This window comes from Neorhizobium sp. SHOUNA12A (genome assembly GCF_023006505.1).
Lineage (GTDB): Bacteria > Pseudomonadota > Alphaproteobacteria > Rhizobiales > Rhizobiaceae > Neorhizobium.
In genome coordinates this window covers 1-16,715 of sequence record NZ_JALBGV010000107.1, presented here as the reverse complement: position 1 = coordinate 16,715, position 16,715 = coordinate 1, and the positions used below count along the sequence as shown (strand labels likewise).

The window sequence follows — 16,715 nt, the reverse complement described above, 5'->3', positions numbered from 1 at the left end:
GTAGAACGAAAGTCGTCGTCGCCAGCAGCGCCGCCGCCCTCGTTCAGTGAGCGGGTTATAGTGCCGACCCCAGTTTGAAGTCAACAGCATTGATTCAGAAATCTTGAGAAATCGTATAAATAGTTGTTTTCACAGGATAATCGTGGATTTCTGGGAATCCCGGGGCGTTAATAATCGTTAACCACTCTCTATAAGGAGCTCTTCATCGACCGTGGAACCGAGATACTCGTGAAAACCGCCATTCCTTCCATTCTTGTGCCGCTGCGGCAAAACATGCGATAGCAGAATGCCCCCGAAACTCTCTGGAAAGTGGTCCCCGTGCGCGTTCTCTCCGATGCCTTCATTCCCGAATTGCCGAACCCCTATCGCGGCAAGGTACGCGAGAACTACGATCTGCCGGACGGCAGCCGCATCATCATCGCAACCGATCGCCTCAGCGCTTTCGATCGCATCCTGACCGCAATCCCCGACAAGGGGCATGTCCTGACCCAGACCGCGCGTTACTGGTTCGAGGCGACAAAGGACATCTGCCCCAACCATGTGATCGCCTATCCGGATCCGAATGTGGTAGTCGGCAAGCGGCTCGACATCCTGCCCGTCGAGATCGTCGTGCGCGGTTATCTCGCCGGCACCACCGGCACGTCGCTGCTCACCCTCTATAAGAAGGGAGAGCGGACCATGTACGGGCTGGATCTTCCGGACGGCCTCAAGGACAATCAAATCCTGCCCGCCCCGGTCATCACGCCGACCAGCAAGGCCTTCGATGGCGGCCACGACGAACCCCTGACGCCCAGCGAGATCGTCGAGCAGGGACTTCTGACCGCCGAACAATGGGCGACCCTCTCCCGTTATGCGCTGGCACTTTTTGCGCGCGGCCAGCAACTGGCGGCGGAACGCGGCCTGATTCTCGTCGATACCAAATACGAGTTCGGCACCGATGCCGAGGGCACCATCATCCTTGCCGACGAGATCCATACGCCGGACAGCAGCCGCTACTGGATCGCCGACAGTTATAGTGAGGCCTTCCGCAACGGCACGCGGCCGAAGAGTTTTGACAAGGATTTCATCCGCGCCTGGGTGGTCGAACGTTGCGACCCTTATAAGGATGAGATCCCCGCGATCCCGGCCGAGCTCGTCGAGGAGACCGCCAAGGTCTACCGCACGGCATACGAGACGATCACCGGCGAGACCTTTGTGCCCGATACCAGCGGCGCGACCGTGCTCGACCGTATCCGCCAGAACCTGGCGCCCTATTTTACCGCGCGTTGAACAATGGGCCGGAAAATCGATCCGGCATTATGAAGAGGATAGAGTGCGCAGACCGAGACGCAAGGCGGAAGAAACCCGCGGAGATATCCTCAACACGGCGGAGACGCTTTTCCGTGAACGGGGGATTGCCAAGTGTTCGATCGCCGACGTCGCCCAGGCGCTGCACATGTCGCCCGCCAACATCTTCAAGCATTTCCATTCCAAGGCATCGCTGGCGGACGCTATCTGCGACCGGCATATCAGCCGCATGATCGGCCGGTTCGAGACGCTTGACGAGCCGGCCCCGGCGCCCGAGCGGCTGGCAATCGTCGTGCGCAAATTGATGGAGGCGCATCTCCAGGACCTCCGCGACAATCCCTTTCTGTTCGAGATGATCTTCCTGATGTCGGAAGCCGATCTTCCGAGCGGTCAGCATTACCGGCGGCTGATCGAGAACCTGTTTGCCGATCTGATCCGGCAGGGTGTCGAAAGCGGCGCCTACAAATGTACCGACCCCCAGGCGATCAGCCAGCACGTGGCGGCGGCCTTTGCGAGCGTGCTGCATCCGGTCCTTTTGGCCAAGGCTGGCGAGGCGGAATTGCATGACCGATGTGACGGGCTTGCCAGACTTGTGAATGCTGCGCTGCAAAATCCGCTTGCAAAGTGACGGTTTTATATTTACGTCACTTTCCCGAAGGTAGAACACCGGTCGAAATCCCCTTCTCGACCAGCCTTGTTCCGACCGCTTAGGACGGGTTAATCTCCCCCCGACTTCTGCCCCGGCATATTCCGTCTGCCGTGGCGATTGCCAGCCGCTTTGCCTTGGATGACACCATGACCGGACGCAAACTGATACTTTCCCTGCTTCTTTCCGCGGCGCTTGCAGCCTGCAGCGACTCGGGCCAAAAGCCGGCTGGCAGCGGCGCGGCAGGCGGTGCCCCGCAGCGTCCGCCGCAGCCGGTCAGTGTCGTGACCATGAAGAAGTCCGAGCAGCCGATCACGGCCGTCCTGCCGGGCCGCGCGGCACCGTTCCAGATCGCCGACATCCGCCCGCGCGTCACCGGCGAGATCAAGCAGATCGCTTTCAAGCAGGGCAACGAGGTCAAGGCCGGCGATCTTCTTTATAAGATCGAGGACAGCACCTATGCAGCCGAGGTCGCCCAGGCGAAGGCGACCGTCTCGAAGGCGGAAGCCAGTATCCCGAGCGCCCAGGCGAACCTCTCCCGCTACGAGCGGCTGGTCAACAGCGGCGCGACGCAGATCGAATATGAGAGCGCGCGGGTGACGCTTCTCCAGGCGCAGGCGGATGTGGCGCAGGCCAATGCCGCGCTCAATGCCGCCCAGATCAATCTCGACCTGACCGAAATCCGCGCGCCCTTCGACGGCGTCACGTCGATCTCCAATGTCAGCATCGGCAATATCGTCACCGCCAACCAGACGACGGCGCTGACGACGCTCCGCCGCCTCGATCCGATCTATATCGATCTGATCGATTCCAGCACCAATCTTCTCGAACTGCGCTCGGCCATGGCTTCCGGCCGCTTGAGCGGCGATCCGCGCAAGGCCGATATCCGCCTGACCCTGGAAGATGGAACGGACTATCCCCTGACCGGCAAGCTCGACATGGCCGACATGGCGGTCAGCGAAACGACCGGCACCTATCAGATCCGCGCGCTCTTCGAGAACCCGAGGGACATGATCCTGCCGGGCACCTATGTGCGCGCCACCGTCACCCTCGGTAACGAGACCGGCTACCTGATCCCGCAGCGCGCCGCGACGCGCAACGCCCGCGGCGAACTTTCCGCCAAGTTCGTCACGGCGGACGGCAAGGTCGAGACCCGCATCTTCCCGACCAGCGGCGTCTCCGGCAACAATTGGCTGGTTACGCAGGGCGTGACCGACGGCGATCGCCTGGTCGTCGACGGCTTCCAGTGGATCGCCGATGGCGCGACGGTTCAACCGGTCGAGGCGACGGTCGACGACAAGGGTTTTGTCGTCGAGGCGCCGAAGCCGACCGCTGCAAAGCCGTGAAGGCCTCAAGCGGAAACGATCATGACGAAACGCGGCAAGGAATAATCTGAATGGCCAAGTTCTTCATCCGGCGACCGGTCTTCGCCTGGGTCATCGCGATCGTCATCATGCTCGGCGGCGCGCTCGCCATCGCGACGCTCTCGATTTCGCAATATCCCGACATCGCGCCGACCACGGTCCGGATCACCGCAAGCTACAATGGCGCAAGCGCCGAGACCGTCGAGAAATCGGTAACGACGATCATCGAGGACGGCATGACCGGCCTCGATGACCTCACCTATATGACGTCGTCCTCCTCGACGGGCCGCGCCAACGTCACACTCACCTTCGGCAGCAGCGTCCTTCCCGACATTGCCCAGGTTCAGGTGCAGAACAAGCTGCAGCTGGTGCAGTCGCAACTGCCCGACGTCGTGCAGCAGGCGGGCATCGAAGTCGCGCGTTCGACATCGAGCATCCTGATGGTCGGCGCCCTGGTTTCGACCGACAAGAAACGAAGCTCCGTCGATCTCGGCGACTTGTTTTCCACGCAGATCGAGGACCAGGTCAAGCGCCTGGAAGGCGTCGGCAGCATCGACATCTTCGGGTCCGGTTATGCAATGCGCGTCTGGCTCGATCCCTATAAGCTGCAGAAATACCAGCTGACGCCGGCCGACGTGACGTCCGCGATCCAGTCTCAGAACACGCAGGTTTCCGTCGGCGCCCTGGGCGGTCTTCCGGCCAAGGCGGAGCAGCAGCTTACGGTCACCATGACCGCGCAAAGCCAGCTGACGACGGTCGACGATTTCGAGCGGATCATCCTCAAGGTCGAACAGGACGGCGCAACGGTGCGCCTTTCCGATGTCGCCCGCGTCGAGATCGGTGAAGAGAGCTATGGCGGCGGTTCCCGCCAGAACGGTCTGCCGTCCACGGGTTTCGCCGTGAATCTCGCGACCGGCGCCAACGCTCTCGATACCGCCGCACGCGTCAGAGAGGCGCTGACCGCCGTCGGACCCCATCTTCCAGACGGCGTGGAGATCACTTACCCCTATGATACGACGCCCTTCGTGCAGCTTTCGATCGAAAAGGTCGTCCACACGCTCATCGAAGCAATCATCCTGGTTTTCGTCGTCCTGCTCATCTTCCTACAAAATCTGCGTGCAACGCTGATTCCGATGATTGCCGTGCCCGTCGTCCTGCTGGGCACGTTCGGGGTGCTGGCGTTGACCGGATATTCCATCAACACGCTGACGATGTTCGCCATGGTTCTGGCCATCGGCCTTCTCGTCGACGATGCCATCGTCGTCGTCGAAAACGTCGAGCGTATCATGGACGAAGAGGGCTTGAGCCCGCTTGAAGCGACCGAAAAGTCGATGGGCGAGATCACTGGCGCCATCATCGGCATCGCGCTCGTCCTGACGGCCGTGTTCATTCCGATGGCCTTCTTCGGTGGCTCGACCGGCATCATCTACCGCCAGTTTTCGATCACCATCGTATCGGCCATGCTGCTTTCGGCGCTGGTCGCCATCGTGCTGACGCCGGCGCTTTGCGCCACCATGCTGAAGCCGATCGATCACCACAAGAAACGTCGCGGCATCGGCGCCTTGTTCAACCGCGGTTTCGATCGGTCGACCCGCGGCTACGTCAGCACCATCGGTTATCTCCTGAAGCGTCCGTTCCGCGTGATGCTGCTGTTCCTGCTGGTGATCGGCGGCTGCGCCTGGCTTTTCACCAAGCTGCCTAATTCCTTCCTTCCGCAGGAAGACCAGGGCGTTCTGCTGACCATTATCCAGACGCCGGTCGGCGCCACCACGCCGCGCACCGACGAGGCGGTCAAGAAGGTGGAGGCCTATTTCCTCGAAAAGGAAAAGGGCAATGTCGACGCGGTGTTCGGCGTCCTCGGCTTCAGCTTCAGCGGAAGCGGCCAGAACAATGCCATCGTCTTCACCAAGCTCAAGGATTTCGCCGAGCGCGCCAGGCCGGAGCAATCCGCCGCGGCTATCGTCCAGCGGGCAAGCCGGTATTTCTTCACCATCCGCGATGCGCAGGTCTTTGCCCTTCTGCCGCCGGCCATCCAGGGGCTCGGCACGTCGAGCGGCTTCTCCATGTATCTGGTCGACAGCGGCAACAACGGCAATGCGGCGCTGACCACGGCATCGCAGCAGCTCATTCAGGCCGGCACGGGCAACCCCAACATCAGTTCACTGCGCAGCAGCAGCCAGCGGTCAGAAACCCAGCTCAAGATCCTGCTCGACCAGGAAAAGCTCGGCGCGATGGGCGTCGACCTCGCTTCGGTCAACTCCATGCTGGCAACCATTTTTGCCGGACGCGACGTCAACGACTTCACCCTCAACAACGAGCTGAAGCCGGTCTATGTGCAAGGCGACGCGCCCTATCGGATGCAGCCGGACGACCTGAAACACTGGTTCGCCCGCAACAACAAGGGCGAGATGGTTCCTTTCTCCTCCTTCAGCACCGTCCAATGGATCAGCGGTACGCCGCAGCTCGCACGCTTCAACGGCACCAGCGCCATTCCGCTCGACGGCGCGGCCGGCCCGGGCGTCAGCACCGGCCAGGCGATGGACGAGATGCAGAGGCTGACGGCTGCACTGCCGGGCGGCTATTCGGTGGCCTGGCAGGGCATTTCTTACCAGGAGCGGCTGTCCGGCTCGCAGGCGCCGATGCTCTACGCGCTATCGGTTCTGATCGTCTTCCTGTGCCTTGCGGCGCTCTATGAAAGCTGGTCGATCCCGTTCTCAGTCATATTGGCTGTCCCGATCGGCGTGCTCGGCGCGCTTACCGCAGCGCATTTCTTCGGCCAGGCGAACGACGTCTACTTCAAGGTCGGGCTTCTGACGACGATCGGCTTGGCAGCCAAAAACGCCATCCTGATCGTCGAATTCGCCAAGGATCGGCAGATAGGCGGCATGAGCATGATCGAAGCCACCCTCGAGGCCGCACGCCTGCGACTGAGGCCGATCGTCATGACGTCGCTCGCTTTTATCCTCGGCGTCGTACCTCTGGCGATCGCGACCGGCGCCGGATCCGCGGCCCAGAATGCCATCGGTATCGGCGTGCTGGGTGGTATGCTTTCTGCAACACTTCTCGGAATTTTCTTCGTTCCGTCCTTCTTTGTTGTCGTTAGACGGTTATCAAAGCGTGAAAAAGAGTAGGATGACGATTACGTTCGTTAACGTATTCGACTTTTAATGCCGTCAGAGATTATGCGAATCGCTGCTGACGGGACAATCGGAAGAGGCATGAGTGCTGACCTTCCATGCGTTGTAGGGCACTGGGACAGAAAAATGATATCCATTCGTGTTATTGCTCCTCTCACTATGCTGCTGCTTTCGGGCTGCGTTGTCGGTCCAGATCATAAGGCGCCGGAAATTGCTCTTCCGGGCAAATTTGCCGAAGCCGGCAAGACCAGTAATGGCGATGTCTCCCAGGTTACCTGGTGGACCGCATTCAATGACAGCCGTCTGAACGGCTACGTCAATCAGGGAATCAGTCAGAACCTCGATATTCTCCAGGCCATGGAGCGGATCAATTCTGCGCAGGCCAGCGTGACCGTCGCCGGCGCGGGCGCCCTCCCTTCGCTGGATGTCTCGGCAGCCAATACGACCACCGGCACTCGTACCGACCCGGGTTCGTTCTCGCGGTCGACCGTGACGGCAGGTACTGCCGACGCGTCTTGGTTCCTTGACCTTTTCGGCCTCTACAGGCGTTCGAAAGAAAGTGCGCTCGCAAGCCTCGATGCCGCCTATGCCAGCGAAGATGTTGCACGTCTCACGTTCCTGTCTCAGGTCGTGGCGGCCTATATCGACGTACGCTACTACCAGGAGCGTATCGCGATCGCTCGCCGGAACCTCGATTCGCGGCGCGAAACGCTGAACCTCACCAAGCTCCAGCTGGATGCCGGTGCGGCTTCGCGTCTGGATGTCGTCCAGTCGGAAGGCTTGGTCAATTCGACCATCGCAGAAATTCCAGGCCTGGAGACGAGCTTCCGGGGCGCGGCGCACCGTGTCGCCACGCTTCTGGCCATGCCTGCATCGTCGCTTGTCCCCGAATTGCAGAAGGGCACACGCCAGCCGGTCGCACGCTTCAATACCAAGGCCGGTATTCCGGCGGACCTGATCCGCAATCGTCCGGACATCCGTGCCGCGGAACGTCAGCTCGCATCGGCAGTCGCCGAAATCGGTGTCGCCGAGGCCCAGCTCTACCCGGCCATTACGCTCGGCGGCTCCATTTCCCCGAGATACAACGTCCTTTCCGGCGGCCTCGATACCCGGGCCTTGACCTGGTCCTTCGGACCGCAGCTGAGCCTGCCGATCTTCGACGGCGGCCGCCTGCGCGGCAACGTCAAGATCGCCGAATCCAGCGCCCGCGGGCGGTATCTCGCCTGGAAACAGACGGTTCTGAACGCAGTCGAGGAAGTGGAAAATGCGCTGGCCGCAGTTTCCCGCGACAGCCGCACGGTCTCCTCTCTTCAGGCAACTGTAAAGTCCTACGAAGAAGCCCTGCAGCTCGGCACCGCAAGCTATCGGGACGGCGCATCTTCGCTGCTCGACGTTCTCGACGCCCAGCGTCAGGTCTCGACCGCTCAGTCGAACCTCGCCGCTGCCGTGCGTCAGATGGCTCAGGACTACGTCTCGCTCAACGTGGCGGTCGGTGGCGGTTACGCCTTCGGCAAGACCGATACCAAGGTCGCTTCGGTGGTCATCAAGAAGTAGGCTCCACCCCAACATTACCGACAACAAAAAACCTCCGGAGCCAACGCTTCGGAGGTTTTTTTATCACGCCCGGAAAGGCGGGGACGATCAATTCGACAATCAGTTCTTGGCGCGCTCGACGTAGGAATTGTCTTCCGTCGCGATCACCACGCGGGTGCCGGCATCGACATGCGGCGGAACCGCGGTGCGGATGCCGTTCGACAGCATGGCCGGCTTGTAGGACGAGGAAGCCGTCTGGCCCTTGACGACCGGTTCGGTCTCGACGATCTCCAGCGTCACGTGGCGCGGCAGCTGAAGAGCCAGCGCAATGCCTTCATGCATGGAGAGAACGCAGGTCATGCCTTCCTGGAGATAGGCCTTCTGGTCGCCCATCGTATCCACGTCCACCACGACCTGGTCGTAGTTTTCCGGGTTCATGAAGTGGAAGCCTTCGCCGTCTTCATAGAGGAACTGGTGGTTGACGTCCTCGACGAAGGCGCGCTCGACCTGCTCGGTCGTCCGCCAGCGTTCGGACACCTTCACGCCGTCGACGATGCGGCGCATGTTGACCTGCGTGACAGGCGTGCCCTTGCCGGGATGGAAATTCTCGGCGGTGAGAACGACATAAAGCTTGCCGTCCACATCGATGACGTTGCCCTTGCGGACAGAAGAGGCGATGACCTTGACCATAGGATTCCTTGTGGTGCGAACCGGCTTGTAACTGCCGAAAATGCGTCGTAGAGGACCGGGCGATAACCGGCCCGAAGGACGGATCGTCTGTTTTCCGGCCGGAACTACTCCAAAACCGCGCAAAGTGGAAGCCTTGCCGGAAAGAACCGGCGAAGAAAGCCGCAAATGAGCTCGTCGCAGCCCGCCACATCCCGCTCGCCCTGGTGGAGACCGGCAAACCACGCCGACCGCCGGCCCTTCCTGAAAGGCCGCAATGCGGTCCAGACGGCGTTGCGCGACTTCTTCTCCGAGCGCGATTTCATCGAAGTCGATACGGCGACGCTCCAGGTTTCCCCGGGCAACGAGACGCATCTGCATGCCTTCGCAACCGAGGCGGTCGCGACCGACGGCGGCAGGGCGCCGCTCTACCTGCACACGTCGCCGGAATTCGCCGCCAAGAAGCTGCTGGCTGCCGGCGAGAAGCGTATCTTCACCTTTGCGCATGTCTACCGCAACCGGGAACGCGGGCCGCTGCACCATCCGGAATTCACCATGCTGGAATGGTACCGGGTCGGCGAAAGCTACGAGCAACTGATGGCCGATTGCGCCGAGATGCTGGCTCTGGCCGCCGATACCGCCAAGACGGGACGCTTTGTCTTCCGGCATATGGAAATCGATCCTTTCGCCGAGCCGGAACGCCTGACGCTCGCTGATGCCTTCGACCGGTTCGCCGGCATCGACCTGCTCGCCTCCGTGGCGACGAACGGCGAAACCGACCGCGATCTTCTGGCGGTCGGCCTGAAAAAGGCCGATATCCGCTTTGCGGAAGACGACACCTGGGCCGATCTCTTCAGCAAGGTTCTGGTCGAGAAGGTCGAGCCGCATCTCGGCCAGGACCGTGCGACGATCCTCTACGAATACCCTGTTTCCGAGGCAGCGCTCGCCCGGCCATCCGTCCGTGATCCGCGCGTCGCCGAACGTTTCGAGCTTTACGCCTGCGGCGTCGAGCTTGCCAACGCCTTCGGGGAACTGACCGACGCCGGCGAACAACGCCGCCGGTTCGAGCACGAAATGGCCGAAAAATCCCGTATCTACGGCGAACGTTATCCGCTCGACGAAGACTTTCTCGATGCGCTTTCGATCATGCCCGATGCGAGCGGCGCGGCACTCGGCTTCGACCGGCTCGCCATGCTGGCAACGGGCGCCACCCGCATCGAACAGGTCATGTGGGCGCCGGTCGCGGAGGTGTTTTCGTGACCGCAGTCCGTTCATTGAAAACCCCGGAAGATCTCGCGGCTGCCGGCCTGATCGAGCTCCAAAAGCTCGACGGCATCCGAGCCGTCGCAGACCGCTACGCGATCGCGCTGACGCCAACGGTGGTTTCGCTCATCGACCGCGCAGACCGTCAGGATCCGATCGCCCGGCAATTCGTGCCCGATCCGGCCGAGCGGCTGACGACGCCGCAAGAGCGTGCCGACCCGATCGGCGATCAGGCGCACAGCCCGGTCAAGGGCATCGTTCACCGATACCCGGACCGGGTGCTGCTGAAGGCCGTGCATATCTGCCCGGTCTATTGCCGCTTCTGCTTCCGCCGCGAAATGGTCGGTCCTCAGGGCGACGGTACGCTTTCGCCTGAGGAACTGACGGCAGCGCTCGGTTATATTCGCGAGCATCCGGAGATCTGGGAAGTGATCCTCACCGGCGGCGATCCGCTGGTCCTTTCGCCGAGGCGGCTCGCTGCGATGATGCGCGGCCTTGCCGAGATATCCCATGTAAAGATCGTCCGCTTCCATACGCGGGTGCCCGTCGTCGAACCGGACCGCATCGACGCGACAATGATTGCGGCGCTGAAGGAAAGCGGCAAGGTGGTTTATATCGCGCTGCACGCCAACCACCCGCGCGAAATGACGGAAGCCGCCCGCACCGCCTGCGCCCGCCTGGTCGATGCCGGCTTGCCGATGCTGAGCCAGACGGTGCTCTTGCGTGGCGTCAACGACGATCCGGCGGTACTCGGCGACCTTATGAGAGCTTTCGTCGAGACGCGGATCAAGCCCTATTACCTTCATCATCCGGATCTCGCGCCCGGCACTGGCCATTTCCGGCTGGATATCGCCGAGGGCCAGAAGATCGTCTCGGCGCTCCGGGGCACCATCTCCGGCCTCTGCCAGCCGACCTATGTCCTGGATATCCCCGGCGGCCACGGCAAGGCGGTGATCGGCGAAAGCGCCGTGCGCGGCGAAGGCGGCTGTTATTCCGTCAGCGATTTCCGCGGCGGAGAGCATGCATATCCTCCGAAATGACACGGGTTCTTGTTCACGCGGCGGAGTGCGCCCGTGGCTTGGCCTGGAATTTGGAGAGCCCACACGAATGCGGAACCTCGATTGATTTTTTAATAGTGGCTCCGCATTCGCGTGGCCTTCGGCGTCTTTTCGAGGCTTCCGGCCCCTACAGGTGATCATCTCGCCTCGCTGCGTGGCTTCGTTCTCGCCCATCCTTTCGGGACAGGCCTGCCACTTGCACGGCTCAACCGAACCGGACATGGCTGTCCGGGGGAGGCTTGATAGGAATGGTCGTCTCGCGACGCACACTCCATGGCTTTCACCTCTTCCACCTTTCCCGCACGTTACGGTTCAAATGAAAGCGCCGGCTCCCGCCTGCCCGCGAACGTCTCGCGAAACACTCCGGCGACGGAAGCGGGAGGATTGTAGGCATGGATCAAGAGGGCGGGGACGAGGCGAGGCACGTCGGCCACCTCACCTCTTGCGGAATATATATAAAAATCAGAATTTTAGCTGAGAACTTAAGCGTGAAATTTTTCAGGTGAGGGGCAAACTCGTCCCCGTATGAATTCCTCGCCGACAAAATCTGCAGCTTAGCCTTGCGAAAGATCGTGATTTTGTAATCGTACGCAAGAAAGCAATCTCACCTTCTAAGCCGCCAGCTCCCTCAGTGCCGTGACGTCGCGGCGCGGCGGCGTGCCGAACATGCGGGCATATTCCCGGCTGAACTGCGAAGGGCTCTCATAGCCGACCAGAAACGCCGCGGTTTCAACATTCGCCGCTTCCGCCACCATCAGCCGCCTGGCCTCCAGAAGGCGAAGCTGCTTCTGATATTGCAGCGGCGTCATCGAGGTGATCGTCTTGAACTTGCGGTGGAAGGCGGAAGGGCTCATCCCGGCCCTCTCCGCCAGATCCTCGATCCGCATCGGCTCGGCGAAATGGCCGCGCAGGCCGTGGATGACGCTGACGATCCGATGCGTATGGTCGTTGCCGAGCGCCATGCGGACCACATCGCCGCCATGCGGACCGGTGAGCAGCCAGTAGGAAATTTCGCGCATGATCGCTGTATGGAGGACCGGGATGGCACCCGGCGTATCGAGGAGCCGCACCATCCGCAGCGCGCAATCGGCAAGCGGGCCGTCGAAATCCGTCACGAACACGCCGGACGTTATGTCGCCGCCCGGGCGCGGCGGGTTGGGCATCGCCTCCAGGACCTCGCGCATGATGGCGAGATCGAATTCGATGATGAGGCCGAGATAGGGCTCGGTCGGGCTCGCCTCCGCCACGCGGCCGAAGGCCGGCATCTCGACGCTGACAACGAGCGCCTGGCCCGCGCGGTAATCCACATGGCGGTCGCCGAACACAGCCCATTTCGCGCCCTGGAGGACGATGCAGAGCGCCGGCTTGAAAATCAGGTGGTCTGGCCGTTTCTCGTGATCCGAGCGAAGGATGGTCAGGCCTTCGATCGCCGTCGCGAAAGGGCTGGTTCCCGCCTGTCCATCTGTGAACCGCTTTACCGCATCGAGCAGGGCTGCCGGCATGCCACACCTCCGAGGTTTCAAGGCCAAACATAGGCCTGCGAGCAGGATCAGGCAAGAAGTGGGAAAGTTCCGGCATTCAGGCGCGTGGCCGAGGGGAGTAGTTTCCGGTCATCCGATCCAGACAAGGAACCTCCATCATGACGCATCAAACATCTCAGAAATCGGCAGCCAAGCTCGCCATCGTGACCGGCGGCAGCCGCGGTCTCGGCCGCAACACTGTGCTCAGCCTTGCAAAGCGCGGTATCGACGTGATCTTCACCTACAACTCCAATCAGGCAGAAGCAGCAGCCACGACCGCAGCAGCGGGCGAACTGGGACGCAGGGCGATCGCCCTGCAGCTCGATGTCGGCGATGTCGCGTCGTTCGACGCGTTCGTCGGCCGGGTGCAGGAAGCCCTGGCCGAGATCGGCGCTGAAAAATTCGATTTCCTCGTCAACAATGCCGGCACGTCGCATCATGGCGATTTCGAAAAGACCACCGAAGCGGAGCTGGACGAGCTCTTCAATGTTCACTTCAAGGGCGTCTTCTTTCTAACCCAGAAGCTATTGCCGCTGATCCGCGACGGTGGCCGGATCGTCAACTTCTCCACCGGGCTTACCCGCATCACCGTTCCGGGCAGCGGCGCCTATGCGGCGATGAAGGGGGCGGTCGAAGTGCTGACCCGGTATCTGGCCAAGGAGCTTGGCGCCCGCGGCATTGCCGTCAATACGGTGGCGCCCGGCGCGATCATGACCGATTTCAGCGGCGGCATGGTGCGCGACAACCCGGAGATCAACAGGCGCGTCGCCGAGATGACCGCACTTGGCCGTGCCGGCGAGCCGGATGATATTGGCCCGATGGTCGCCTCGCTGCTGTCCGAGGACAACCGCTGGGTCAATGCCCAGCGCATCGAGGTGTCGGGCGGCATGGCGCTCTGACGTTCGAACGACCCCTGCCGGTTGCGACCGGCAGAGGTCGTGAAATTGATCATCCCTTCTCGACCGGCATATAAAGATCGCCGCCATCTCGATATTTCGCAGCCATGGCTTCCAGGCCCTCCTTCTGCGCTTCGGCGCGGATATCGTGGGAAATCCGCATCGAACAGAATTTCGGGCCGCACATGGAGCAGAAATGCGCCACCTTGTGCGCCTCCTTGGGCAGCGTCTCGTCATGCATCGAACGGGCCGTTTCCGGATCGAGCGAGAGGTTGAACTGGTCCTCCCAGCGGAACTCGAAACGGGCCCGCGACAGCGCGTCGTCGCGCACCTGGGCCGCCGGATGGCCTTTGGCGAGGTCGGCGGCATGCGCGGCGATCTTGTAGGTGATGACGCCCACCTTGACGTCGTTGCGGTCCGGCAGGCCGAGATGTTCCTTGGGCGTCACGTAGCAGAGCATGGCCGTGCCGAACCAGCCGATCATCGCAGCCCCGATGCCGGACGTGATGTGGTCGTAGCCCGGCGCAATATCGGTGGTCAGCGGCCCGAGCGTATAGAATGGCGCCTCGCCGCAGACCGCGAGCTGCTTGTCCATGTTCGCCTTGATCTTGTGCATCGGGACATGGCCGGGGCCTTCGATCATCACCTGGCAATCCTTCGCCCAGGCGATCTTCGTCAGCTCGCCGAGCGTTTCCAGTTCCGCAAACTGCGCCGCGTCGTTGGCATCGGCGATCGAACCCGGGCGAAGACCGTCGCCGAGCGAGAACGAGACGTCGTAGGCGCGGGCGATGTCGCAGATTTCCTCAAAGTGCTCGTAGAGGAAACTCTCCTCGTGGTGATGCAGGCACCATTTGGCCATGATCGAGCCGCCACGGGAAACGATGCCGGTGACGCGATTGACGGTGAGCGGAATATAGGCGAGCCGCACGCCCGCGTGGATGGTGAAGTAGTCGACGCCCTGTTCCGCCTGTTCGATCAGCGTATCGCGATAGACCTCCCAGGTCAGGTCCTCGGCAATGCCGTTCACCTTTTCGAGCGCCTGGTAGAGCGGCACCGTGCCGATCGGAACAGGTGAATTGCGGATAATCCAGTCGCGGATATTGTGGATGTTGCGGCCGGTCGACAGGTCCATGACCGTGTCGGCGCCCCAGCGGATCGCCCAGACCATCTTCTCGACCTCCTCGGCCATCGACGAGGTGACGGCCGAATTGCCGATATTGGCATTGATCTTCACCAGGAAATTCCGGCCGATGATCATCGGTTCGGATTCGGGGTGGTTGATGTTGGCGGGAATGATCGCCCGGCCTTCCGCGACTTCGCGGCGAACGAATTCCGGCGTCACGAAATCCGGCACATGGGCGCCGAAACTTTCGCCGTCGCGGACGAGCGGTTCCCGAACCGCCTGCCGACCGAGGTTCTCGCGGATGGCGACGAATTCCATCTCCGGCGTGATGATGCCGGCCCGCGCATAAGCGAGTTGGGTGACGACCCTGCCCGCCTTCGCCTTGAAAGGCCGGTTGCGGACCGGGAATTCCGGCGTCAGGTGGCTCCCCGACACGAAGCCGTTGTCCTCCGGCCTGACGATGCGGCCCTCATAGACTTCGACATCGCCGCGGGCCGAGATCCAGTTTTCGCGCAGGCGCGGCAGGCCAGCATCGATGCTGATCGCGGCACCTTCGACGGTATAGGGGCCGGAGGAATCGTAGACGGTCACCGGAGGTTCGCCGGAGGTCGGATGCAATGCGATCTGCCGCATCGGCACACGGATGTCCGGATGGATCGTTCCCGCTTTCAGGACTTTCGTGGAGGCGGGAAGCGGGCCGGTGGTGACGACCGGGGTGAGCTTGGTGGTTGCGATATTCATGGTTCAAGGCTCCAAGGTTTGACGTTTGGAGACCCAGTTCCAGAGTTGGAATGATGGAAGAACACGTTGGAATCCGAAGGACGGTTTCCCGCCCTCGCTGCCGCAGCGCTCGCACCGTCCCTACGCCAGTATGAACTGGATCAGGTTCAACGGGTCACTGCGCCTCGGGCGGCCAAACCGGCCCGACCAGCAGTATCTCAGCCCCTTGACGGGACCCCCCTGGTGAATGCGGCCATCAGAAACCTGCCGATCGCGCATGTCAAGCCGGTCCCTGCCTGCGTCGATAGGTCGAGTTTTAACGAATCCCGCAGCTCCAAATTGATGACGTTTATTACCGGAATCTTATGCTATCTTGCGCGATAACGTCCCTAGCGATGAGCGCAGAATTCGAACGATCGGGAGATGTCGAGATGAACGAGACCATTCGCGGATTGCTGACACGGGTGGGCGGCCTTCCGGTCGCCGTGACGGAGCTGGAAGACGCTGCCGATCTTTACGCAGCCGGGCTTTCCTCCTTCGCATCGGTGCAGCTGATGCTGGGCCTGGAAGAGGCCTTCGACATCGAATTCCCGGATAGCCTTTTGAACCGCAAGTCCTTCGCCAGCATCGCGGCGATCGAGCAGACGGTTTCCCACATCTTGAAAGCCTCCGAGGCCGCCTGAGATGAACCTTCCCGTCTTTGCCGCCGACATGAGCCTCAGCGCCCGCGCTCACCGCGTGGCGGCCGTGGCGGCTGAATTCGCCGAACGCGTCGACCATGACGGCCGCTTCCCCCGCGAAGCGGTCGATGCAATGAAGGCCGAGCGCCTGATCGGCATCCAGATCCCGGTCGCATTCGGCGGCGAGGGTGCTTCCATCACCGAGATTGCCGAAGTCTGCTCCATCCTGGGACAGTCCTGTGCCTCGAGCGCCATGGTTTTCGCCATGCACCAGATCAAGGTTTCGAGCCTCGTGGTGCACGGGGCCGACAGCGCCTGGCACATGGATTTCATGCGCGAGCTCGCCGACCGCCAGCTTCTCGTCGCCTCCGCGACGACCGAGGCCGGCATCGGCGGCAATATGCGCAACTCGATCTGCGCCATCGAGGTCGACGGCGACACCTGCCGGCTGACCAAGGACGCGACGGTGATTTCCTACGGCGCCCACGCCGATGTCATCATGATCACCTCGCGCTCGAACGAGAAGGCCGCCCCGACCGACCAGGTCATGACCGTCTTCAAACAGGGCCAATATACCCTGCAGAAGACCGTCGACTGGGATACGCTCGGCATGCGCGGCACCTGCTCCGACGGCTTCCTCTTCAATGGCGAAGCGCCTTCGGTCCAGATTTTCCCGAAACCGTTCGCCGAAATCGCGGCACAGTCGATGCTCGCCACCTCGCATCTCCTCTGGAGTGCTGTCTGGTACGGCATTGCCGCCGACGCGGTCCTGCGCGCCCAGGCTTTCGTGCGCGCCGCGGCCCGCAAGGCGGGTGGCACCCA

At 61.9% G+C, this 16,715-nt stretch carries 13 protein-coding genes and 1 riboswitch; of the genes, 10 read left to right on the top strand and 3 right to left on the bottom strand.

The features are described from left to right. The first annotated feature begins 318 nt into the window (after positions 1 to 318). The 5 genes from MOV63_RS28840 to MOV63_RS28820 all read left to right on the top strand — a co-directional run bounded on the left by MOV63_RS28840 (position 319) and on the right by MOV63_RS28820 (position 7,988). Positions 319 to 1,269, top strand: a complete 951-nt coding sequence (locus MOV63_RS28840) for a phosphoribosylaminoimidazolesuccinocarboxamide synthase (RefSeq protein WP_247039042.1) — start codon at positions 319 to 321, stop codon at positions 1,267 to 1,269. A gap of 43 nt (positions 1,270 to 1,312) precedes the next feature. Next, positions 1,313 to 1,915, top strand: a complete 603-nt coding sequence (locus MOV63_RS28835) for a TetR family transcriptional regulator (RefSeq protein WP_247039040.1) — start codon at positions 1,313 to 1,315, stop codon at positions 1,913 to 1,915. Positions 1,916 to 2,082: 167 nt separating this feature from the next. After that, on the top strand, positions 2,083 to 3,279 hold the full coding sequence (locus tag MOV63_RS28830) for an efflux RND transporter periplasmic adaptor subunit (RefSeq protein ID WP_247039038.1): 1,197 nt from the start codon (positions 2,083 to 2,085) through the stop codon (positions 3,277 to 3,279). A 50-nt stretch (positions 3,280 to 3,329) separates the two neighbouring features. Next, entirely contained in the window at positions 3,330 to 6,428 is a 3,099-nt protein-coding gene (locus MOV63_RS28825; protein WP_247039036.1) for an efflux RND transporter permease subunit, read from the top strand. 132 nt (positions 6,429 to 6,560) lie between these two features. Further along, positions 6,561 to 7,988 (top strand): efflux transporter outer membrane subunit, encoded by a 1,428-nt coding sequence (locus MOV63_RS28820; RefSeq protein WP_038547062.1) that lies wholly within the window; start codon positions 6,561 to 6,563, stop codon positions 7,986 to 7,988. A 99-nt stretch (positions 7,989 to 8,087) separates the two neighbouring features. Here MOV63_RS28820 and efp read toward each other — a convergent pair whose 3' ends face one another. Next, entirely contained in the window at positions 8,088 to 8,657 is a 570-nt protein-coding gene (gene efp, locus MOV63_RS28815; protein WP_038547065.1) for an elongation factor P, read from the bottom strand. A gap of 165 nt (positions 8,658 to 8,822) precedes the next feature. Here efp and epmA point away from each other — a divergent pair, with 165 nt between their 5' ends. Next, a complete protein-coding gene (gene epmA, locus MOV63_RS28810) occupies positions 8,823 to 9,893 on the top strand; it encodes an EF-P lysine aminoacylase EpmA (protein ID WP_247039034.1) in 1,071 nt (356 codons plus the stop codon). Then, positions 9,890 to 10,936, top strand: a complete 1,047-nt coding sequence (locus MOV63_RS28805) for a lysine-2,3-aminomutase-like protein (RefSeq protein ID WP_247039032.1) — start codon at positions 9,890 to 9,892, stop codon at positions 10,934 to 10,936. The genes epmA and MOV63_RS28805 overlap by 4 nt, the downstream gene beginning before the upstream one ends. Before the next feature lie 629 nt (positions 10,937 to 11,565). On the opposite strand, the gene MOV63_RS28800 is transcribed toward MOV63_RS28805, so the two are convergent. Next, on the bottom strand, positions 11,566 to 12,456 hold the full coding sequence (locus MOV63_RS28800) for an AraC family transcriptional regulator (RefSeq protein WP_247039030.1): 891 nt from the start codon (positions 12,454 to 12,456) through the stop codon (positions 11,566 to 11,568). Between the two features lie 137 nt (positions 12,457 to 12,593). Here MOV63_RS28800 and MOV63_RS28795 point away from each other — a divergent pair, with 137 nt between their 5' ends. After that, entirely contained in the window at positions 12,594 to 13,373 is a 780-nt protein-coding gene (locus tag MOV63_RS28795; RefSeq protein WP_247039028.1) for an SDR family NAD(P)-dependent oxidoreductase, read from the top strand. A 49-nt stretch (positions 13,374 to 13,422) separates the two neighbouring features. Here the strand turns inward: MOV63_RS28795 and thiC are convergent, their stop codons facing one another. Beyond that, complete coding sequence (gene thiC, locus MOV63_RS28790) at positions 13,423 to 15,234, bottom strand: phosphomethylpyrimidine synthase ThiC (RefSeq protein WP_247039026.1); 1,812 nt, start codon at positions 15,232 to 15,234, stop codon at positions 13,423 to 13,425. A gap of 99 nt (positions 15,235 to 15,333) precedes the next feature. Next, positions 15,334 to 15,465, bottom strand: a riboswitch (TPP riboswitch). A 179-nt stretch (positions 15,466 to 15,644) separates the two neighbouring features. Between thiC and MOV63_RS28785 the strand changes: the two genes are divergently transcribed. Further along, the gene (locus MOV63_RS28785) at positions 15,645 to 15,896 is read left to right on the top strand and encodes an acyl carrier protein (protein ID WP_038549844.1); all 252 of its coding nucleotides are present in this window, start codon (positions 15,645 to 15,647) and stop codon (positions 15,894 to 15,896) included. A gap of 1 nt (position 15,897) precedes the next feature. Further along, positions 15,898 to 16,715, top strand: an 818-nt coding sequence (locus MOV63_RS28780; RefSeq protein ID WP_247039024.1) for an acyl-CoA dehydrogenase family protein, incomplete at its 3' end; no start/stop codon positions are given.